The organism is Paenibacillus sinopodophylli (assembly GCF_005930355.1).
Taxonomy (GTDB): domain Bacteria; phylum Bacillota; class Bacilli; order Paenibacillales; family Paenibacillaceae; genus Pristimantibacillus; species Pristimantibacillus sinopodophylli.
In genome coordinates this window covers 2,095,766-2,115,851 of sequence record NZ_VDBO01000001.1, presented here as the reverse complement: position 1 = coordinate 2,115,851, position 20,086 = coordinate 2,095,766, and the positions used below count along the sequence as shown (strand labels likewise).

Below are 20,086 nucleotides of genomic sequence, written 5' to 3'. Positions count from 1 at the left end.
GGAAGAAGGAACAATCAGAATGACGAATCAACCTATAGAGCAGCGGCCCTCTGAGCCGCTGCAGTCTTATAAAGAAGCGGTGGATTGGATTACTGGCCTCATCCCATTCGGTATCCGTCCAGGTCTTGAACGGATTGAGAAGCTGATGGAACTGCTCGATAATCCTCATCGCCGGCTGAAGTTTATTCACGTAGCCGGAACGAACGGCAAAGGATCTACATGTGCGTTCTTGACTAGCGTATTGCTGCGAGGCGGTTACGATGTTGGTACGTTTACTTCGCCTTATATTACGAAATTCACGAATCGATTCCAGTACAACGGGGTCGATATCGATGAAGAAACACTGCTTAAGCTCTCTAATGAGCTGAAGCCGGTTGTCGAAGAAATTGCCGCTACGGAGCTTGGCTCGCCAACGATGTTCGAGGTATCGACCGCACTTGCGATTCTTTTCTACGCGAAGGTGACGTACCCCGATTATGTCGTATGGGAGACTGGCCTTGGCGGTCGGCTTGACGTGACGAATATCGTGCAGCCGGTCGTTTCAGTCATAACGAATATCGGCCACGATCATATGGATCGGCTAGGCGATACGATTGCAGCTGTGGCAAGCGAGAAGGCGGGCATTATTAAAGCGGGCATACCAGTCATTAGTGCGGTATCTCAGCCGGAAGCGATCGAGGTTATTAAACGTACAGCAGCCGCTCAGAAGAGCACGCTCTATTTGATGGGCGAGCAGTTCCACGAAACAACGCTGTCCGTTCGCGAGAACGAGCAAAGCTTTCGTTTCGATAATTTATTCCGCAGCATTGATGCTTTGACGATTTCACTAAACGGAGCCCATCAGCGTTCCAATGCGGCAGTTGCCGTCATGACGCTCGAGGTGCTGCGACAATACAATGCACTTGTTGTTGAGGATGATGTGCTTGCCGAAGGTTTAAGGGCAGCAGCATGGCCGGGAAGACTGGAAATCGTTTCGCAGCAGCCGCGAATACTAATCGACGGAGCGCATAATCCGGAAGGTGCGGAGTCGCTGGCAGATGCGCTGAAAAACACCTATCACTATGATCGTTTACATCTTATGATGGGTATGCTGGAGAATAAGAATCATCAGGATGTACTAAAGCATATACTACCAATAGTGGATACGCTGATCTTGACCGAGCCTGATTTTCGTATGAAAAAGGATGCTGACGCATTGGCTGCCTTGGTGCAGGAAATGCGGGAACAGCAGCCTGAGAAGTATACGTTCGAGCTGATCGTAGAACAGAACTGGCAAGCAGCTTTACAAAAATTACAACAGTTAACCGGGGAAACAGACCTTGGGGTCGTAACAGGCACGCTTTATTTAATCGCTGACGTTCGCTCCCGCATTTTGTATAACTCGGATTCTGAAAAAGGTTGGTGAACCGTCTTTGAATACGGCAGAACACGTTCATTTCATCGGAATCGGCGGTTACGGAATGAGTGCCATTGCCCGCGTTATGCTGGAGATGGGCTATAAGGTGACCGGGTCCGATGTCGCGAGGCAAGAACTAACAGAGAAGCTTGCAGCTGGTGGTGCCAGCATTTATATCGGTCATCAGCCAGAGCATGTGAAAGGTGCGGATTTGGTCGTGTACTCCACGGCATTATCCAAGGATAATGTGGAGCGGAAAGCTGCAGAGGAGCTTAATATTCCCGTATTGCACCGATCACAGATGCTTGCGAGATTGATGAATGCGGGCAAGGGCATCGCGATAGCCGGGGCACATGGGAAAACAACGACCTCCTCGATGATTGCACTTGTCATGGAATCCTGTGGTGCAGACCCGACCTATATCATTGGCGGAGAAATCGTCAACGTAGGAACGAACGCGAAAGCGGGCAAGGGTGAGTACGTTGTTGCAGAGGCGGATGAGAGCGACGGTTCTTTCTTGCACTATCATCCGACGCTTGCTATCGTAACGAATATCGAGCCCGATCATCTTGAAAATTATGACGGCGATTTCGGAAAGCTGAAAGCAGCTTACGTACAGTTTTTGCAGCAGGTGAAAGCGGACGGGAAAGCGATTGTATGCGCGGATGATGAGACGGTTAACGAACTGATCCCGCAGGTTTACAAAGGCGATATCGACAAATCGCAGCTGGTTACCTACGGCATAGACGGTGATGCGGACTATTTGGCTCGTAACATCGTGCTGGGAGACCGCAAGATAGCTTTCACAATGACTCACAGAGGAATAGAGCTTGGCCAAGTTGAGCTATCTGTTCCTGGCCTGCACAATGTGTATAATGCGATGGCGACAATCATTACTTGTTTGGAATCGGGCCTTGCGTTCGATCAGATCGCAGTGGCGATCCAATCCTTTAGAGGTGCTAAACGGAGATTCCAGGTGCTTGGCGAAGTCAACGATATATTGGTTATCGACGATTACGCGCATCATCCGACAGAGATCAAAGCAACGATCAGCGCAGCTAAAGCAACGGGTAAGCGTATTATTGCGGTGTTCCAGCCACAGCGCTATACACGTACCTTTTTCTTGTTCGAGCAGTTTAGTCGTGCTTTTCCAGAGGCCGATGAAGTGATTATTACCGATATTTACTCGCCTGCGGGCGAGCTTCAAATAGAGGGAGTAACCTCGCATAAGCTTGTGGAGCTCATTAAGAGCAACAGTAATGCAAATGCCTTATATCTTCCTGCCAAGGAAGATGTGCTTGAATATTTGACAGGACGGGTCGCACCAGGCGACCTTGTTATCACAATGGGTGCAGGCGATATTTGGAAAGTAGCGGATTCGCTTGCCAAATCATTGAAGTCGAGCTTGTAAAGAATGAATGTCCGGCGGTTCCGACAAGGAGCTGTCGGACATTTTTTTTATATCCATTGTCGCTTGCTCGGAAGCTGTCATTCTAGCAGTTTAACTATCGCTTCCAATCCGGTCTAAATCTCGTAAAACGCTCATAGAATCTTACTAGATGAAAGGGACAAGGAGTGGATAGTATGACACAGAAAAATCGGATTACCTATCGATTCGATCGCAATGGGCAGACGGTAACCGGGGATGAGCGGGCCTTAGATACACAGAATGAGGTTTCTCAGCAAAAAGCAGATGACCACGGCAGCATCGTTCATCACGTTCATCCAAAGTCTAATAAAAATGTTATTCCTCTATATCCGGCAGCGGAGCAGCATGTGATGAGTGAAGTAAGCCCTTGGAACAGTCCGTTTCAAGAGGATATTGCCGCACTCGAAGAGCTCATTCGCAATGCAGATCATGAGCCTGTTGCTAAACCGGTGAAACGAACAAAGCAGGTTCCTGCACCGCAAATAGATAAGCAGAATGAAGTTGTTGCTTCTGAGCAGACACTCTTAAGTGCGGAGCAAGAGCTTTTGTCTGATCATGAAGTTATCGAATTTCCTATTGCAGAACAACGCGCTGACGGATCATCTTGGACGGAGGAAATGGTATATAGCGAGCAAGGAAGGGGCAAGCCGCAGTATTCTAGAACGAGCCGAAGCGCGGCACCGCCTTCTTGGTTTAATGTCTTTCTATCTGTAGCTGCCGCGCTTGCAACGGGAGCTCTGTTTGGTTATTTGCTGCTGTCTTTATTTACGGGAGCCAGCTTGTTCCCAAGCAAACCAGATGCACAGGCAGCAACGGGCAATGTTGCGACTAACGATGAGGGCGAGAATGTAGGCATGTCTAATGAAGATCCAGATGCAAATCAATTGCCAGTGGATAATGGCTCGATTGCAATGCCCGGTGCAGATGCAGCAGGAGTAACGCTTACGGGACTTGATCGCTCGTACTTTCTGCTGCAATTCGGAGTGTTCAGCAATACGGAAGGCAGAAATGCAGCACTTGAGCAGCTGTCCCAAAAAGGGCTTGCAGGTGCAGCGATGACGAGCAAGGCAGATTATCGTGTTTATGCTGGAATAGGCGGCGAACGCAGCAGTGCAAAAATCATTCAGGGACTGCTTCCTGAGCTGGATCTATATGTCAAAGAAGTAAACATAAAAACCCCTGCCAAGCTGCCGTTCCAAGGTGAGCCCAATGATGCACAAAGCTTCTTCGAGCAGTCAGCATCCATCGTCCAAATGTTGGATGAATTAACATTGGCGCAGCTGGAACAGCCAGCGCTTACTGCATTAAGCAAGGCAGCTGCAGCTTCTTGGCAGTCAGAGCATCAGAAATGGACAGAAAATGCTGCAACCATGCGAATAGGTATAGGTGATGCGGATGGTAAAGCTTATTTGGAGCAAATGATACAAGGGATAGATTCGGCTGCGAAATCGATGGTAGAGTATGATAAAAAGCCGTCAAAGGCATATTTATGGTCAGTGCAAACTGGGGCTATGCGGGCGGTAATCGCTCAGAAAGAATGGTTTGAGACCATCAGCGCATTGTAAACGAATAAGTTCATGCGTATAATGGACTTAGGTGTCATTTCATGGCGAGAGGCGTTGAAAGATGAAGAAAAACGGCTGGATCCTTCTCATTTTTATCATACTTGGCTTACTAGCCGGCGCGTTAGTTGCGCGGTGGCTTGCCCCCGTTTCAGGCATCTCGTTTTTGACGAAATCAATCGAGGCTTCATGGTCTCCCGCCGTTGATCTTTATGTGCTTAGTTTCAACCTATCGCTTCATCTTCAGTTCAGTCTGTTCAGCATAATTGGAGCTGTCATTGCTATATGGTTGTACCGTAAAGTATAGTGAAGCGGACCTAGACCGCATATGGAAAGCATGAAGGAGAAGCATTAATCAAATGGCTTATAACCAATTACGCAACGAAGCGTTCAGCCAGATCGTACTGGCCTCTTCGTCACCGCGCCGGAAGGAACTGGTCGCATCGCTGGACCTTTCTTTGCCGGTTTATATTTTGTCTACGGATACGGATGAAACAATCGAAGCAGGCTGGTCGCCGGCGCAAGTCGTAGAGGAGCTTAGCTTGAGAAAGGCGAATGCCGCGGTTCCTATGCTGCAACAAAAGCAAGGGGTTCTCTCGTCTTTAATTATTGGCGCGGATACGATTGTCGTGCTTGATGGCGATGTGCTGGGAAAACCGGTTGATGATGAAGACGCCGTGTCGATGCTTCGCCGCCTGCAAGGACGTTCCCATGAGGTATATACAGGGGTAGCACTCGTAGATGCCTCTAATGGGGAAGCATCTGTCGCTCATCGAATGACAAAGGTCACGATGAAGCCGCTAACCGAAGCTCAGATTCTAAGATATACAGCTACAGGCGAGCCGCGTGACAAGGCAGGCTCATATGGCATTCAAGGCTTGGGAGCCACGATGGTCGAGCATATTGAAGGCTGTTACTTCAACGTTGTTGGGCTTCCATTGTCATTGCTGTCAGACATGCTGGCTGCATATGAAATTGACGTATTCTGATGAATCTTTTATGAGCGTGATTGGATTTTTTATCAAAAATTAGGCAGGCTATGAATAATCCATTGTGGAGAAGGCGGGATTGGGACATGTTGCCGCAACCGATGATATTGCGAGACGTCCCCCATGAAGAACGTCCAAGAGAGCGCATGATGAAATATGGGGCAGAAGCACTTAGCCATACTGAATTGTTAGCCATATTGCTTCGCACGGGCACGCAGCGTCAATCCGCTGTACACCTGGCAGGTGCAATATTAAAGCAATGCGGCAGCCTGCGTAACCTGATGGATATGAGTATGGAAGAAATGACGGCCATTCGTGGAATTGGCCCAGCCAAGGCCGTCCAGCTTCGTGCTGGAATTGAGCTTGGCAAGCGAATCTCACGCAGTCAAATGGGCGAAGTGATTATCGTTCGCAAGCCTCAGGATGCAGCGGATTACGTGATGGAGGATCTTCGTTACTTGAAGAAGGAGCACTTCGTATGTCTATTTCTAAATACGAAAAACCACATCATTGCCCGCGAAACACTTTCTGTCGGCACACTTAACGCATCGCTAGTTCATCCTCGTGAAGTATTTCGTGCAGCTATCTCGCGCAGCAGCGCAGCCATTATTTGCATTCATAATCACCCAAGCGGCGATCCAACGCCAAGTCCAGAAGACATTACGCTAACACAGCGCTTGGCAGAGGCCGGTCAGCTAGTCGGAATAGAGGTTCTTGACCATTTGGTCATAGGAGACGGAAGGTTTGTCAGTTTGAAGGAACAAGGACATATGTAATATAATAAAGTGATGTGGCAATTAGAAGGGAGCAACAACATGTTTGGTGGATTTTCGAAAGACTTAGGTATAGATTTAGGGACTGCAAATACGTTGGTTTTCGTTAAAGGTAAAGGAATTGTCGTTAGGGAGCCTTCGGTAGTCGCCATTCGTACAGATACAAAAGTCATTGAGGCAGTAGGCGAACAAGCCAAAAAAATGATCGGTAGAACGCCAGGCAACATCCGCGCTGTTCGTCCAATGAAAGACGGCGTTATTGCCGATTTCGAGACGACTGCAACGATGATCAAATATTTTATTCGTCAAGCGCAGAAGCAGCGTGCATTGTTCCCGCGTCATCCAAACGTAATGGTATGTGTACCTTCGGGCATTACAGCAGTCGAGAAAAGAGCTGTAGAGGATGCGACCAAGCAAGCAGGTGCTCGTGATGCTTACACGATTGAAGAGCCATTCGCAGCCGCGATTGGTGCTGATTTGCCGGTATGGGAGCCGACAGGCAGCATGGTCGTTGATATCGGCGGCGGAACAACTGAGGTAGCCGTTATTTCATTAGGCGGAATTGTTACAGCGCGCTCTATTCGCGTAGCAGGTGACGAAATGGATGAAGCTGTTACGCAATACATTAAGAGACAATACAATCTCATGATCGGCGAGCGTACCGCAGAGCAGCTCAAAATGGAGATTGGCTCGGCGTTGCCGTTTGACCGCCCGGAAACCATTGAAATCCGCGGGCGCGACCTGGTTTCTGGACTGCCTAAGACGCTTGCTATTACGTCTGATGAAATTACTGAGGCACTGGCAGATACCGTTAATGCTATCGTAGATGCTGTGAAAGTAACGCTTGAGAAATGCCCACCGGAGCTATCCGCAGATATTATGGATCGCGGTATTGTGCTTACAGGCGGAGGCGCGTTATTGCGTAATTTGGACAAGCTTCTTCAACGGGAAACGGGCATGCCGGTAATCGTAGCTGATAATCCGCTAGACTGCGTGGCGATTGGCACGGGCCGCTCGCTTGATAATATTCATTTATTTAAAGCTAGAAGCTCAGCATCTCGTTCGAGACGCTAAATAAGCTCCACTTAGGAAACGGATATGAAATGGGCAGGTGATCGAGCTGTTTAAGCTGATGCGAAATAAGCGTATGTTTATGCTTATGATCGGGTTTATTGTGTGCATAGCGGTCATCGGCTTCTCGCTAAGTGACCGTAAGGAATTATCATGGCCGGAGAAATTTCTGAAGGATTCGGCAGCATACGTGCAGCAATGGTTTTACAAGCCCGCTGGTTATATAGCGGGCTTCTTTGAGGATATTAGCAATTTGCGCACGATTTATGAAGAGAATGAACAGCTTCGTCTTACAGCAGCTGCCTACTCTCGTGAGAAAATCAATTATAATTTCGTAGAGAAAGAGAACAAGCGTCTGCAGGAAGAGCTTGACTTCACAGTGGCTCAGAAAGCCATGTACAATTATAATTATTTGATTGCACAGGTTGTTTCGGTCAGCAATGAAGCAAATAACCGGACTTTAACCATTAATCTTGGTTCCAAGAATGGCATTAAGCCAAACATGGCCGTTACGACGATTGACGGTCTGATAGGCTTGGTAAGCTCGGTAACGCCATTTACCGCTGCCGTAACTCCTATTACGGAGCTTGATGAAGCGTCACCGACCTTTAATCTGATCGCGGTGACGATTATGGGCCGCGAGGATGAGTCTTTCGGTATTTTGAGCAGCTACAACAAAGAAACATCAAGGCTTCTCATGACGAAAATTGCTGAGAAGGATAAAATGGCTATACAGGATACAGTCATCACATCGGGACTAGGCGGTGTCTACCCACGGGGATTAGTCGTAGGTACGTTGGAATCGAAGCAGCTCGGCGACTTTGGACTTACTTATACAGCTTCAGTTGAGCTTGCGGCAAGCTTTGATCACTTGACTGAGGTGTTTGTTGTTCAGGTTCCTGAATTGGAGGATGCCGAATAATGAGCATGAACCGAATTATCCTGTTGATGGTTCTTCTATTCGTCATCGAGGGAGCGGTGATGCCATGGATTATTCCAGCAGGCTTCGGTCATCGAATCATTCCTCATTTTGTATTCGTTATGGTTATTTTCTCAGGACTTTATAGCAGGCGTCATCTCGCCTTGATCCTCGGCGTAAGCTTCGGAATGCTTCAGGATATTGTATACTTTGGTCATTTGCTTGGAATTAACGCGTTTATTATGGGCCTTATGGGTTATTTCACTGGTGTTTTGCTGGAGCGCCGCCGTTCCACCATCATGATGGCGATTTCAGTTATCGGCTTTGCATGTCTTCTGTATGACAGTGTCATATATTTTGTTTACAGTGTGTTTCGGATTACGAATGAAAGCTACGCATGGGCACTCATCGATCATATTCTTCCGAGTTTGTTTCTTCAGCTTGCGTTTGCGCTTGCTTGCTACGTGCCAGTGAGAAAGCTGTTTGAAGGCCAGAATGGTGTGAAGCCGGAGAATGATGATGAATAAAATAATGGCACAGGCAGGATTTTGTTAGTCGCATCAAGAATCCATTAGGTTGGGGAGGGACGAACGTGACCGATAAGCAGCATATTATTATAAAAGGTGTAAAAGAAGGTCTCGTGTTCCTTCTCGACGATAAATGTGAATTCGCGACGCTGCTGGATGAATTGCAGTATAAGTTGGAGAAAACGCATCAGCAGCTGCTCACTGGTCCTCTTGTACATGTGCATGTGAAACTTGGCTCAAGACAAGTATCGGATGAAGACAAAGACCGGATTAAGAATGTAATCCGCTCACAGGGGAATCTAATGGTTCAATCTGTGGAATCTGACCCGCCTAAAGTGGACAATTCAATAGGGGTGCAGCCTAATCTGCAGGTGCTCACATCTATCATTCGATCAGGTCAAACCTATGAGCATGACGGGGATTTACTTTTAATCGGCGATTTGAATCCAGGCGGCACTTTAATGTGCACAGGTGACATTTATGTGCTCGGAGCTTTGCGCGGAACTGCGCATGCGGGTATTGGCGGCAGGACTGACGTCATCATTGCGACATCGCTTATGAAGCCCACTCAGCTTCGCATCGCGGAAGTAATAAGCAGACCGCCAGAGGAATGGATGACCGGCGATGCATCAATGGAGTTCGCCTTCCTAAGTGAAGGCCGAATGCAAATCGATAAGCTAGCGCAATTATTCCGCATACGGCATAATCCTATCATATTTAAGGGAGTGTAGAATATGGGAGAAGCGATTGTTATCACATCAGGTAAAGGCGGCGTTGGCAAGACGACGACTTCGGCAAACCTGGGTACTGCGCTAGCTTTGCTTGGCAAAAAAGTATGCATGGTTGATACGGATATCGGTCTTCGCAACCTAGATGTGGTTATGGGGCTGGAGAATCGAATTATTTATGATCTGGTAGACGTTGCCGAGGGCCGCTGCCGATTGAATCAAGCACTTGTTAAGGACAAGCGCTTTGACGAGCTATACATGCTGCCGGCCGCTCAGACGAAGGATAAGGATTCGGTTACGCCTGAGCAGGTTAGAAATATGATATTAGAGCTCAAGAAAGAGCATGATTACGTCATTATTGACTGCCCGGCCGGTATCGAACACGGTTTTCGTAACGCGATTGCAGGTGCCGACAGGGCGATTGTCATTACGACCCCCGAGAATGCAGCTGTGCGAGATGCTGACCGAGTAATTGGTTTGCTCGAGCAAGAGAAAATTCCGAGCAAGCTCATTATTAACCGCATTCGCCAGAATATGATGAAAACAGGCGAGATGCTTGATATCGATGAAATTTGCCAGGTGCTGGCTATTGATCTTGTAGGTATCGTGCCTGATGACGAAAAAGTGATTTCAGCCGCAAACAGCGGAGAGCCGACAGTAATGAATCCGGCATCGCGTGCCGCTATCGCCTATCGGAATATTGCGCGCCGTATTTTAGGCGACATGGTTCCGCTCATGCTGCTCGATGAGAAGGCGGGAGCGTTCAAGCGTTTCCGTAAGTTCCTTGGAATAGGATGATTGCGATTTGCTTAATAAAATAAAAAAGCTGGATTGGGGAATTTTAATTATATTAATGTTCCTCATGGTGATCAGCACGATTGTGATTCATAGCGCTACTGCCAATTTTCCTTTATACGCTGGTAGGGAATATAGACAGCTTGGGTTTTACGGTGTAGGCTTTCTGCTTGCTATTGCAGCAACGCTGTTTGATTACCGAATTGTGCTCAAAAGCTGGTATGTCCTCTACGGCATCGGTGTGACGATGCTTATTCTTGTCTACTTCTTCGGAGCGGTCATCAACGGTTCAAGAGGCTGGTTTGTTATTGCCGGCCAATCGTTCCAGCCGGCAGAAATCGTCAAGCTCGTTCTTATTATCGGAATAGCCTATATAATGGGGCGCAGGCAGGGAGAACGCCTGACCTTTATGCAGGATTTGCTCCCGATTGCAGCCTTCGCGTTTTTACCTTTCTTGCTCGTTATGATTCAGCCAGACTTAGGGAATGCGATTATTTACTTGGTTATTGTGCTTGGCATGCTTTGGATCGGGAATGTTAAATATACGCATGTCATCGCGGGACTAGCCGTCGTTATTGCGGGACTTGTATTGTTTGTTTCGCTGTTTAACTCGTTCAATCAGGAAATTTTCAATTACTTGGACGACCGAGAAATGGGGCATTGGCACAAGCGTATCAACACGTTTATTAATCCGGAGACAGCTACAGCCGATGATAGTCATCAATCGAAGAATGCTCAGATCGCAATCGGGTCCGGTGGCTTGAGCGGAGACGGATTCATGCAGGGAGATATGAAAAACGGAGGGTTTGTTCCTTATCCGTATTCCGATTCGATCTTCGTCGTAATCGGAGAGGAGTTTGGCTTCCAGGGAGCCGCCATTCTCTTGCTACTCTATTTCTTGCTTATCTATCGAATGATCATTATCGCTTTCAAATGTTATGATTTGAGGGCTTCGTTTATTGTTATTGGTATCGTGTCTATGTACGTATTCCAGGTGTTCCAGAATATTGGCATGATGATCGGCATCATGCCGATTACAGGTATTACATTGCCTTTCGTGAGCTATGGCGGGACTTCGCTTCTGCTTAATATGCTGTCGATTGGGCTCGTCTTCAGCATAAAGGCGCATCAAGAAAAATATGAGCTGGCCGATTGAGGCCAAGCTTCCAGCAAAGCTGCTTCTGAAGCGGATTTCATCCGTTTCAGAAGTAGCTTTTTTTAATGATAGGAAAGGATATCATTTCGTCAACTTTCTCCATATTTCTTTGCGAAACTTTAGCTTGGCCTCCACAAGATGGCTTCAGTCGCTTACGCTTGTCGTTTATCGGTTCGCATACTTGTCTCTCCCCCCACATATTCATGTATAAAGAAACAAGCTGTATCAAGCATGATGGACGCAGGGAGGATATGAATATGCGGAAGAAGGATAGCAGCGGGTATGAGCACTTGCTAGATGACGATACCGTGGAGCTTGATCCGGAGCTTGTTTGGAAAACGAATCCAAACCCATGGGAGAGCTGGAGAGATGATAAAGGGGCAATGGATACCCGAAGCTTCGTCAAGCCGCCTGATCTCACGAATAAAAAAGACCCTGACTTCGGGAAGAACAAGCATTCCTTTGGAAAAGAGCTAAGATGGAAATTAGTCATTGCCATTATTCTTTTTGGTGCGGTATGGGCTATGTTTCATTATGAATCGGAATTTACGTTAAAGGGACAAGCAATCGTAAAGAAGGCGCTGACTGACGAAATTGATTTTGCAGCGGCAGCCGATTGGTACAAGGGTAGGTTTGCGGGGGCTCCTTCTTTTATTCCTATCTTTAAAGACAGCAACGAATCTGCAATTGGAGCGGATGGTACAGTCAAGCTGCCGATCGTAGCACCAATTGAAGATGGGGCACTGGTTAGAACCTTTGCCGAGCTCCTGAATGGCATCGAGCTCGCTGGACCATCGGAGGGACAGGTTGTAGCTGCTGAGACGGGACGTGTCCTGCTGCTCACTGACAAGGATGAGAAAGGTACTACAGTTGTCATACAGCATGCGAACCAGCGCGTTACGATATACGGGCTGCTGGGCAAAGCTGAGGTAAACGTGAATGATTGGGTAGAGGCTGGAGATCCAGTTGGAAGTCTGCTGAAGTCAGAGGGGACGCAGCCTAGCCTGCTTTATTTCGCGGTGAAACAGAATGATCGCTATATCGATCCATTGGGTGTGATACCGATTGATTAAATGGAAGGGAATTCTGTGGTCGGTCCATCCTCTTTTTGTCATCATTATGCTTGGATCGGTCATGACGGGGTACTTTGCCGAGCTCATTACTTTGTTTCTGTTGGTGCTCGTTCATGAGCTTGGTCATGTATTCGTAGCCCTTGGCTTTAAATGGACCATTCGGGAAGTTAAGCTGCTGCCATTCGGAGGAGTGGTAGAGGTAGAGGAAGCAGGCGGCTTGCCTGCCAAAGAGGAGGCACTAGTCGCTATTGCGGGTCCTCTGCAAAACGTATGGATGGGACTGGCTGCTTGGAGCTGTGGACAGCTTGGTCTATGGGACCCGGAATGGGCAGAATACGTGTGGAAGGCGAATGTGATGCTTGGTTTGTTCAACTTGCTGCCCATTCACCCATTAGACGGAGGCAAGCTGCTGCAGGCAGCTTTAAGCTATTCCGTAAATTATTATCAAATGCTGCTTTGGTCAGCCCGTATTAGCCTGCTGTTAAGTAGCATGATGATTGCGACTTCCCTAATTCCATTGCTGATTGGAGGCAGCGGCATCCAGCTCAACCTGCTTATCGTAGGTGTTTTTCTCGTTATGACGAATTGGACTTACTACCGGAACGTACCTTTTTTATTTTATCGTTTTCTCATGTATCGTGAACGCATATCGCTGCTGGCGCTTACAAAAGGCCATATTGCGAGCCCGCTTATCGTGAATGGGCGGCAGTCCATTATTTCGGTAGCGCGGCTGTTTCAGAGGGAAAGATACCATTTAATTTATTTGCTCGAAGCGGGCAGCAAGGAAGTGAAAATGCTGCCTGAACAAAAAATCGTAGAGGGCTGTTTGTCAGGAAATAATCCGAATCGTGCAGTATGGGAACTTTTCAGTTAAAATAGATGAAAAGCATACTGGCAGGTGATATTCACATATGAAGCAAATGTTGATGCATGTACAAGGTGAGATGCTGCAAACCGCAGTGCTTGCGAAAGGCGTCCTCATTGATTTTTTTATGGAAAAGACGAAAGCAAGCAGCTTGGTCGGCAATGTGTATAAAGGCCGGGTTGTTAACGTGCTGCCGGGTATGCAGGCGGCATTTGTGAATATTGGATTAGCCAAAAATGCATTTTTGTATATTGATGAGCTGCTGCACCCGCATTTGGAAAAACAGCCCGATCAGAAGCCGATGATTCAGGATTTAGTCAAACCGGGACAGGAGCTGATCGTGCAAGTCATGAAAGAGCCGCTCGGCGGTAAAGGCGCTCGTGTAACGACTCATTTCTCATTGCCCGGCCGTTGGCTCGTCTACATGCCCAGCGCAGATTATGTGGGCGTATCCAAAAAAATTAGTACGGAGGGCGACCGTAATCGATTGCGCATAATTGGAGAAAAGCTGCGGCAAAACGAAGAAGGCATTATACTGCGAACGGCTGCAGGCGGCGAAAGCGAGCTGTCGCTTCAAAGCGATATTGTGCAGCTCAGAGAGCTGTGGCAAGAAATTGTTGATCGCGGCACTGAGGCAGCAGTACCTTCAGAGCTGCATCGTGAAGCTGGTTTATTAAGAAGAGCGGTTCGTGATACGTTGACGATGGATATGGATGAAATCTGGATAGATGACAGCGAACGGTTTGAAGAAGTATCCGCGCTGCTTGAGGAGATGACGCCTCAGCTTCGTAAGCGATTAAAGCAATATGTGCATAAGAAAGGTCAGCCATTATTCGATGCTTACCGTGTGACAGATCAGGTCCGGAAAGCCTTTGATCGTAAAATATCATTGGAATGTGGCGGTCACCTCATATGGGAAGAGACGGAAGCGTTGACGGTTATCGATGTCAACACGGGGAAGTTCACTGGTTCCTCGGGTCTTGAAGACACGGTATTCCATACGAATATGGAGGCTGCCGATGAAATCGCAAGATTGCTGAGAGTGAGAGATGTAGGCGGCATTATTATTGTTGATTTTATTGATATGGGGCTGGACAACCATCGTGAGCAAGTGATGCATCGATTGATAGAGAGAACTCGCGGCGACCAAACGAAATGTACGATTCTCGGCTGGACGAAGCTTGGGCTTATGGAGATGACTCGCAAAAAGGCGCGTGAAACAGCGGTTCACCAATTGTCTGAACGCTGCTCTGTCTGTGGTGCGGTCAACGATTTTAAATAAATAGATGTTTTTCTTGCAGGAACAATTGATATAGCTTGCATAGTATGATACAATCTTTGGGTGTCTGTCTCAAACCTCAGTGGAATGAGACGTACAAGTACCGCTCCGATTGGGTTAACAAGCGTTTGCGGCGCAAGCTGCGGACCACCTGAATTAGGCGAGTCTTCGAAAATAAGGAGGTGCACCAACAATGTTCGCAATTATCGTAACAGGCGGAAAGCAATACAAAGTTCAGGAAGGCGATGTTATCTACATCGAAAAACTGGATTCTGAAGCAGGCGAAAGCGTAACGTTTGATCGTGTTTTGGCGGTTTCTAAAGGTGACGGTCTGGTAACTGGAACTCCGGTTGTATCCGGCGCTACAGTAACAGGTAAAGTCGAGAAACAAGGCAAATCCAAAAAAATCATCGTTTACAAATACAAAGCCAAAAAGAACTACCGTCGTAAGCAAGGTCATCGTCAACCGTTCACAAAAGTAACAATCGAGAAAATCCAAGCGTAAGCGGGATTTCTATGATAACCGTTACATTTGTACGAAGAGCCGCTGACAGACGAATTGTATCTTTCGCAGTCGAAGGACATGCTAAATATGCGAAGCCTGGCAAAGATATTGTTTGTGCAGGTGTATCGGCTATATCGGTCGGTACCGTCAACGCAATCGAAGCTTTAGCGGGAGAAGAGCTACCTGCCAAGATGAAGAACGGCTGGCTGTCGTCGGATATTCCGATGCTGGCGGACGAGGCTTCAGACGGCCGGATGCAGCTGCTGCTGGAATCGATGGCGGTTATGCTTGACACTATTGCAAAATCATACGGCAAGCATGTCGTCATTCATGAACTTCTTAATGCGTGAGCGTTCGAAGTAGGTTTGTACGTCAAACCTTAATGTCCATGCTTCCGAAGCAGGTTTGCTCCACAAACCTTGAAGAAGGAGGGAATATCTATGTTGAAACTTAATCTTCAGCTTTTCGCTTCGAAGAAAGGTGTAGGTTCCACGAAGAACGGACGTGACTCGCAGTCGAAGCGCCTTGGCGCTAAACGTGCTGACGGTCAAACCGTATCCGCTGGAAGCATTTTGTTTCGCCAACGCGGAACAAAAATTCACCCAGGAACTAACGTAGGCATCGGGAAAGACGATACGCTTTATGCAAAAGTAGAAGGCGTAGTGAAGTTCGAACGTTGGGGACGCGACCGCAAAAAAGTGAGCGTGTATCCAGCAGTTCTGGCTCCGGTAGCTGCAGCAGTAGAAGCTTAATACAACCTTATATATGCATCAAGCCCCGGCCTGCATTGCTAGGCCGGTTTTTTTTGTTTCAAGTTTGATGACCGTAGGACAACCGCATGATATACTGGACAAGCAAGCAGGCTTAAACGACTGAAGCTGTCCTCTGGCGGCGGAGCTAACGTTTCGCGTTGAAATATAGAGGAAGTTGGACAATTACGATGAAAGTAGGTTTAATCGATGGGACGCTTAACAACGGCGAAATATTACGCTGCTGGCACGGTTATATTGCCATGTGCTGCTGTACTTATTTGGCCCACTAAAGTGTGGTTAACTGCTGTCTTTCTCGTTTGGCTTATAGCTGCTGCTGCTTACTGGATACAAGCGGAACGGAAAGAGCATGCGGAGCGTACTTCGCGGATGATCCAATCGCTGCAAGGTTCCGCAATACGAACGCTCAATCATCATCGTCATGACTGGATGAACGATCTGCAAGTCGTGTTTGGTTATATCACGCTCAAGAAGCTGGATAAAGCGGCTGAGTATGTGGAGAAAATAAGTGAACGGATGGCTGTGGAGAGCAGTATATCCAAGCTCGGTGTTCCATCACTGATCTGCTATATCCAATCATTCCGTACGATCTCGAATTCGCTGGAGCTTCGGCTCGTCATTAATGGCGATATTCACTTAAATGAATTAACGGCAGATGCCGATCAAATAGCCGAAACGCTCATTCATACGATTAACGCATATCGGTTTGCGGCTAAGCCTGGCTACGGTAATGCTGCTGTTCTTACGCTGGAGCTTTCGCTTGACGAGGATATGCTTAATGCTACCTTCTATTATGATGGCGAGTTAATGAATGAACAGCAATGGAAGCAAAAAATACAACAGCAGTTGGTAGGCGCGCCAATGCAGCCGGTCAACTTCGAGCAGCCGTATGCAAAGGTGCTGCTGAGAGCGGAAATGCGCGCATGAACGGGGGCAAAACATGTTTGTCGATAAGGCGAAAATATTTGTAAAAGGCGGCGACGGAGGCGACGGTATCGTTTCTTTCCGCCGTGAGAAGTATGTCGAGCAGGGCGGACCTGCCGGTGGTGACGGAGGTCGCGGAGGCGACTTGATCTTCCAAGTGGACGAAGGACTTCGCACACTTATGGATTTCCGTTACCAGAAACATTTCAAAGCGAACCGCGGCGAGCGCGGTAAAGTGAAAAGCATGCACGGTGCTGGCGCGGATGACACGATCGTACGGATTCCGCCAGGAACGATCATTGTTGATGACGATACGCAGGAAATTATTGCGGATATGACACGTCATGGACAGAAGGTCGTTATCGCAAAAGGCGGACGGGGCGGACGAGGCAACATTCGTTTCGCTACGCAGAACAATCCGGCTCCATATATATCGGAGAACGGTGAAGAAGGACAAGAGCGCTGGGTCGTGCTTGAACTTAAAGTAATGGCAGACGTAGGGCTGGTTGGTTTCCCAAGCGTAGGCAAGTCAACGCTGTTGTCTGTCGTTTCGGGAGCTAGGCCTAAAATCGGAGCTTACCATTTCACGACGATTACACCGAATCTCGGTGTTGTCGATGTCGGGGACAGCCGCAGCTTCGTAATGGCAGATCTTCCCGGTTTGATCGAAGGCGCACATGAAGGCATAGGACTAGGACATGAGTTCCTTCGCCATGTTGAGCGGACGCGTGTTATTATTCACGTTATCGATATGTCGGCCTCGGAAGGCCGTGATCCCTTCGACGACTGGTTGAAGATCAATGAAGAGCTTGTGCTCTATAACGAGAAGCTCGCTGATCGTCCGCAAATTATTGCAGCTAACAAAATGGACATGCCGGACTCAGCGGAACAGCTTGAACTGTTCAAACAGCAGCTTGCTGAAGTAAGCGGAGAAAGGCACTACGAGATTTTGCCAATATCCTCGCTAACTAAGCAAGGTATACAGGAGCTGTTATACAAAGCGGCTGACGTGCTCGATACGATCTCTGAAGAGGTCGAGATCGAGGATGTTAAGGATGTTGCTGAACGTAAGGTCTACACGTATGAGAAACGTGAAGAAACAACGTTCACCATTCACAAAGAAGACGAAGTGTATGTAATCGTGAGCGAAGGCATTGATAAATACATGAAGCGGATGAATTTGACGTCATACGATGCGGTTATGCGCTTTGCGCGTACGATGCGTAAGATGGGCGTAGATGCCGAGCTTCGTAAAATGGGTGCCAAAGATGGCGACATGGTTCAAATCGGTGATTTTGCTTTTGAATTTTTTGAAGGCAATGATTATAATCCGAACGGCTAGCGTTAAACATATAGATCAAAGTGAAGACGGCGAAAGCCGTCTTTTCTTTACGTATAGGAAAGTATATGAGTTTACTCATGCTCTCTCTATACGTCTACGCGAAACGTGAGCATAGTCGCCAAAGGACGGCTTTAAACGTTTACGCTAGTTTGCCTATTGCCCCAAGCTGAATATTTCGATATAATGTCCACTATAGGTGAACAATTGTCTTTTTGAGGAGGACGTATAGTGACTAAAAGCTATTATGTCGTTCGAGAGGATATTTTACCGGAAGCGATAATGAAGACGATACAAGTGAAGGAAATGCTTAGCCGAGGAGAAGCAGCCACTGTTCATGAAGCGGTTGAGCGTGTTGGTCTCAGCCGAAGCGCCTTCTACAAGTATAAGGACGGCGTATATGCGCTGAACGAGCTCGAGAGAGAGAGGATTGCTACCATATCGATGGACTTGGAGCATCGCTCAGGTGTGCTCTCAAATGTGCTGAGCATGGTTGCATCCTTAGAAGGAAATGTTCTGACGATGAATCAGACCATTCCACTCCAAGGCTTTGCCAACGTTGTCATTTCAGTCGATATTTCGCAGCTTTCCGGGGAACTGTCATCGCTGGTCGATATGCTTCGAAGCCAGCCAGGCGTGCGCAAAGCTTCGGTCATCGGACAAGGATAACAGAATAGATCATGGAGGTATGAATATATGAAGCCAGTTAAAGTAGGTTTGTTAGGTCTTGGTACTGTAGGAACAGGTGTCGTTCGAATCGTGGAAGGCCATCAGGAGGATCTTGCAAGTCAAGTTGGCTCGCCGATCGTTATTGAGAAGGTGCTCGTTCAGAACAAAAGCAAAGCACGTAATATTGCTATTGATCAAGACAAGCTGACAGAGGATCCTTGGGAAATTATCCGTCATCCTGACATTGACGTTATCGTTGAGGTTATGGGCGGGATCGGACTTACGAAGGAGTACATTCTAGAAGCGCTCTCGCTAGGGAAGCATGTGGTAACAGCGAATAAAGATTTGATGGCGCTGCACGGACCAGAAATTCTAGCAAAAGCACAGGAGAACCGCTGCGACGTATTGTATGAGGCTAGTGTTGCTGGCGGTATCCCGATTATTCGTACACTCGTTGAAGGCTTCTCTTCCGATCGCATCAACAAAATTATGGGTATCGTTAACGGTACAACGAACTTCATTCTAACGAAGATGAGCCAAGAAGGCGCCTCATACTTGGATGTTCTCAAAGAAGCGCAAGAGCTTGGCTATGCCGAGTCTGATCCGACATCGGATGTCGAAGGACTTGACGCTGCTCGCAAAATGACGATTCTTGCTACAATCGGCTTCCGTTCGAACGTAGCGCTGGAGGATGTATCGGTTCAAGGTATTTCGTCCGTATCGAAAGAGGATATTTTGTATGCGAAGCGTCTAGGCTATGAAGTGAAGCTGTTAGGTATTGCTGAGCGTCAGGATGATCTGATCAGTATTAGCGTTCAACCGACGATGGTTAAGCAAACACATCCAATTGCTTCAGTAAACGGAGTGTTCAATGCCGTATATGTGTATGGTGAAGCGGTAGGAGAAACCATGTTCTATGGTGCTGGTGCTGGTGAGCTTCCGACGGCAACATCGATTGTATCGGATCTTGTAGCAGTTGTGAAAAACCTGAAGCTAGGCGTTAACGGCATGCAGGGTAGCCTGGCTTACAAGGAGAAGAAGCTCAAGACAGATGAGCAAATATCGTCCAAGTATTTCTTGCTTCTCAAAGTAGCTGACCGAGCGGGCGTACTTGCTCGCATTACGCAAGTATTCGCTGATTTCGAAGTAAGCTTGGAATCGGTGCTGCAGCAGCCGACGCCTTCCAACCCGGAAGCAGAAATTATTGTCATTACACATGATGCGAATAAAGCGGCCATTCAGAAGGTGCTCGCAACATTCGAATCGCTTGACGTGGTTCATAAAGTGAAAAGCGTTTACCGCGTAGAAGGGTAAGCC

22 protein-coding genes and 1 other annotated feature are annotated in these 20,086 nt (G+C 47.6%); all 22 genes read left to right on the top strand.

Translation table 11 applies throughout. The features are described 5' to 3' along the window. Positions 1-19 precede the first annotated feature (19 nt). Complete coding sequence (locus FGT79_RS09360) at positions 20-1,405, top strand: bifunctional folylpolyglutamate synthase/dihydrofolate synthase (protein WP_138752405.1); 1,386 nt, start codon at positions 20-22, stop codon at positions 1,403-1,405. A gap of 7 nt (positions 1,406-1,412) precedes the next feature. After that, on the top strand, positions 1,413-2,807 hold the full coding sequence (gene murC / locus FGT79_RS09355; RefSeq protein WP_138752404.1) for a UDP-N-acetylmuramate--L-alanine ligase: 1,395 nt from the start codon (positions 1,413-1,415) through the stop codon (positions 2,805-2,807). A gap of 173 nt (positions 2,808-2,980) precedes the next feature. After that, the gene (locus FGT79_RS09350; protein WP_138752403.1) at positions 2,981-4,390 is read left to right on the top strand and encodes a hypothetical protein; all 1,410 of its coding nucleotides are present in this window, start codon (positions 2,981-2,983) and stop codon (positions 4,388-4,390) included. Between the two features lie 61 nt (positions 4,391-4,451). Next, positions 4,452-4,694: a DUF4321 domain-containing protein gene (locus tag FGT79_RS09345; protein WP_138752402.1), complete on the top strand. Its 243-nt coding sequence runs from the start codon at positions 4,452-4,454 to the stop codon at positions 4,692-4,694. A gap of 52 nt (positions 4,695-4,746) precedes the next feature. After that, the gene (locus FGT79_RS09340) at positions 4,747-5,376 is read left to right on the top strand and encodes a Maf family protein (RefSeq protein ID WP_138752401.1); all 630 of its coding nucleotides are present in this window, start codon (positions 4,747-4,749) and stop codon (positions 5,374-5,376) included. A gap of 86 nt (positions 5,377-5,462) precedes the next feature. Next, positions 5,463-6,152: a RadC family protein gene (gene radC / locus FGT79_RS09335; RefSeq protein WP_138752400.1), complete on the top strand. Its 690-nt coding sequence runs from the start codon at positions 5,463-5,465 to the stop codon at positions 6,150-6,152. A 39-nt stretch (positions 6,153-6,191) separates the two neighbouring features. Then, the gene (locus FGT79_RS09330) at positions 6,192-7,223 is read left to right on the top strand and encodes a rod shape-determining protein (RefSeq protein WP_138752399.1); all 1,032 of its coding nucleotides are present in this window, start codon (positions 6,192-6,194) and stop codon (positions 7,221-7,223) included. Between the two features lie 37 nt (positions 7,224-7,260). Further along, positions 7,261-8,142, top strand: coding sequence for a rod shape-determining protein MreC (mreC, locus tag FGT79_RS09325; RefSeq protein WP_246096239.1), 882 nt, complete (start codon positions 7,261-7,263; stop codon positions 8,140-8,142). Further along, positions 8,142-8,666: a rod shape-determining protein MreD gene (mreD, locus tag FGT79_RS09320; protein ID WP_138752398.1), complete on the top strand. Its 525-nt coding sequence runs from the start codon at positions 8,142-8,144 to the stop codon at positions 8,664-8,666. Before mreC ends, mreD begins: the two co-directional genes overlap by 1 nt. A 65-nt stretch (positions 8,667-8,731) precedes the next feature. Continuing rightward, positions 8,732-9,397, top strand: coding sequence for a septum site-determining protein MinC (locus tag FGT79_RS09315; RefSeq protein WP_138752397.1), 666 nt, complete (start codon positions 8,732-8,734; stop codon positions 9,395-9,397). 3 nt (positions 9,398-9,400) lie between these two features. Further along, positions 9,401-10,192, top strand: coding sequence for a septum site-determining protein MinD (minD, locus tag FGT79_RS09310; RefSeq protein ID WP_138752396.1), 792 nt, complete (start codon positions 9,401-9,403; stop codon positions 10,190-10,192). 7 nt (positions 10,193-10,199) lie between these two features. Beyond that, entirely contained in the window at positions 10,200-11,345 is a 1,146-nt protein-coding gene (locus FGT79_RS09305; protein WP_138752395.1) for an FtsW/RodA/SpoVE family cell cycle protein, read from the top strand. A gap of 257 nt (positions 11,346-11,602) precedes the next feature. Continuing rightward, entirely contained in the window at positions 11,603-12,418 is an 816-nt protein-coding gene (locus FGT79_RS09300; protein WP_171056146.1) for a M23 family metallopeptidase, read from the top strand. Beyond that, positions 12,411-13,292 (top strand): M50 family metallopeptidase, encoded by an 882-nt coding sequence (locus FGT79_RS09295; RefSeq protein WP_138752393.1) that lies wholly within the window; start codon positions 12,411-12,413, stop codon positions 13,290-13,292. Before FGT79_RS09300 ends, FGT79_RS09295 begins: the two co-directional genes overlap by 8 nt. A gap of 37 nt (positions 13,293-13,329) precedes the next feature. After that, positions 13,330-14,565 (top strand): Rne/Rng family ribonuclease, encoded by a 1,236-nt coding sequence (locus tag FGT79_RS09290; RefSeq protein WP_246096237.1) that lies wholly within the window; start codon positions 13,330-13,332, stop codon positions 14,563-14,565. 85 nt (positions 14,566-14,650) lie between these two features. Then, positions 14,651-14,740: a sequence feature (ribosomal protein L21 leader region), on the top strand. Between the two features lie 15 nt (positions 14,741-14,755). Then, on the top strand, positions 14,756-15,067 hold the full coding sequence (rplU, locus tag FGT79_RS09285; RefSeq protein WP_138752392.1) for a 50S ribosomal protein L21: 312 nt from the start codon (positions 14,756-14,758) through the stop codon (positions 15,065-15,067). A gap of 11 nt (positions 15,068-15,078) precedes the next feature. Further along, positions 15,079-15,417: a ribosomal-processing cysteine protease Prp gene (locus tag FGT79_RS09280; protein WP_138752391.1), complete on the top strand. Its 339-nt coding sequence runs from the start codon at positions 15,079-15,081 to the stop codon at positions 15,415-15,417. Between the two features lie 90 nt (positions 15,418-15,507). After that, positions 15,508-15,819 (top strand): 50S ribosomal protein L27, encoded by a 312-nt coding sequence (rpmA, locus tag FGT79_RS09275; protein WP_053374800.1) that lies wholly within the window; start codon positions 15,508-15,510, stop codon positions 15,817-15,819. A gap of 207 nt (positions 15,820-16,026) precedes the next feature. After that, the gene (locus tag FGT79_RS09270; RefSeq protein ID WP_138752390.1) at positions 16,027-16,764 is read left to right on the top strand and encodes a Spo0B domain-containing protein; all 738 of its coding nucleotides are present in this window, start codon (positions 16,027-16,029) and stop codon (positions 16,762-16,764) included. A 13-nt stretch (positions 16,765-16,777) separates the two neighbouring features. After that, positions 16,778-18,103: a GTPase ObgE gene (gene obgE / locus FGT79_RS09265; RefSeq protein WP_138752389.1), complete on the top strand. Its 1,326-nt coding sequence runs from the start codon at positions 16,778-16,780 to the stop codon at positions 18,101-18,103. 228 nt (positions 18,104-18,331) lie between these two features. Next, positions 18,332-18,769, top strand: a complete 438-nt coding sequence (locus tag FGT79_RS09260) for an ACT domain-containing protein (RefSeq protein WP_138752388.1) — start codon at positions 18,332-18,334, stop codon at positions 18,767-18,769. Positions 18,770-18,796: 27 nt separating this feature from the next. After that, entirely contained in the window at positions 18,797-20,083 is a 1,287-nt protein-coding gene (locus FGT79_RS09255; protein ID WP_138752387.1) for a homoserine dehydrogenase, read from the top strand. The last annotated feature ends 3 nt before the right edge of the window (positions 20,084-20,086 follow it).

Excerpts from the sequence above, each read along its gene's own strand:
- FGT79_RS09300 (WP_171056146.1), top strand. The coding sequence starts at position 11,603 with ATGCGGAAGAAGGATAGCAGCGGGTATGAGCACTTGCTAGATGACGAT.
- rplU (WP_138752392.1), top strand. The coding sequence starts at position 14,756 with ATGTTCGCAATTATCGTAACAGGCGGAAAGCAATACAAAGTTCAGGAA.
- FGT79_RS09360 (WP_138752405.1), top strand. The coding sequence starts at position 20 with ATGACGAATCAACCTATAGAGCAGCGGCCCTCTGAGCCGCTGCAGTCT.
- FGT79_RS09345 (WP_138752402.1), top strand. The coding sequence starts at position 4,452 with ATGAAGAAAAACGGCTGGATCCTTCTCATTTTTATCATACTTGGCTTA.
- FGT79_RS09340 (WP_138752401.1), top strand. The coding sequence starts at position 4,747 with ATGGCTTATAACCAATTACGCAACGAAGCGTTCAGCCAGATCGTACTG.
- FGT79_RS09255 (WP_138752387.1), top strand. The coding sequence starts at position 18,797 with ATGAAGCCAGTTAAAGTAGGTTTGTTAGGTCTTGGTACTGTAGGAACA.
- FGT79_RS09330 (WP_138752399.1), top strand. The coding sequence starts at position 6,192 with ATGTTTGGTGGATTTTCGAAAGACTTAGGTATAGATTTAGGGACTGCA.
- FGT79_RS09350 (WP_138752403.1), top strand. The coding sequence starts at position 2,981 with ATGACACAGAAAAATCGGATTACCTATCGATTCGATCGCAATGGGCAG.
- minD (WP_138752396.1), top strand. The coding sequence starts at position 9,401 with ATGGGAGAAGCGATTGTTATCACATCAGGTAAAGGCGGCGTTGGCAAG.
- FGT79_RS09280 (WP_138752391.1), top strand. The coding sequence starts at position 15,079 with ATGATAACCGTTACATTTGTACGAAGAGCCGCTGACAGACGAATTGTA.
- mreD (WP_138752398.1), top strand. The coding sequence starts at position 8,142 with ATGAGCATGAACCGAATTATCCTGTTGATGGTTCTTCTATTCGTCATC.
- FGT79_RS09290 (WP_246096237.1), top strand. The coding sequence starts at position 13,330 with ATGAAGCAAATGTTGATGCATGTACAAGGTGAGATGCTGCAAACCGCA.
- FGT79_RS09270 (WP_138752390.1), top strand. The coding sequence starts at position 16,027 with ATGGGACGCTTAACAACGGCGAAATATTACGCTGCTGGCACGGTTATA.
- radC (WP_138752400.1), top strand. The coding sequence starts at position 5,463 with ATGTTGCCGCAACCGATGATATTGCGAGACGTCCCCCATGAAGAACGT.
- rpmA (WP_053374800.1), top strand. The coding sequence starts at position 15,508 with ATGTTGAAACTTAATCTTCAGCTTTTCGCTTCGAAGAAAGGTGTAGGT.
- obgE (WP_138752389.1), top strand. The coding sequence starts at position 16,778 with ATGTTTGTCGATAAGGCGAAAATATTTGTAAAAGGCGGCGACGGAGGC.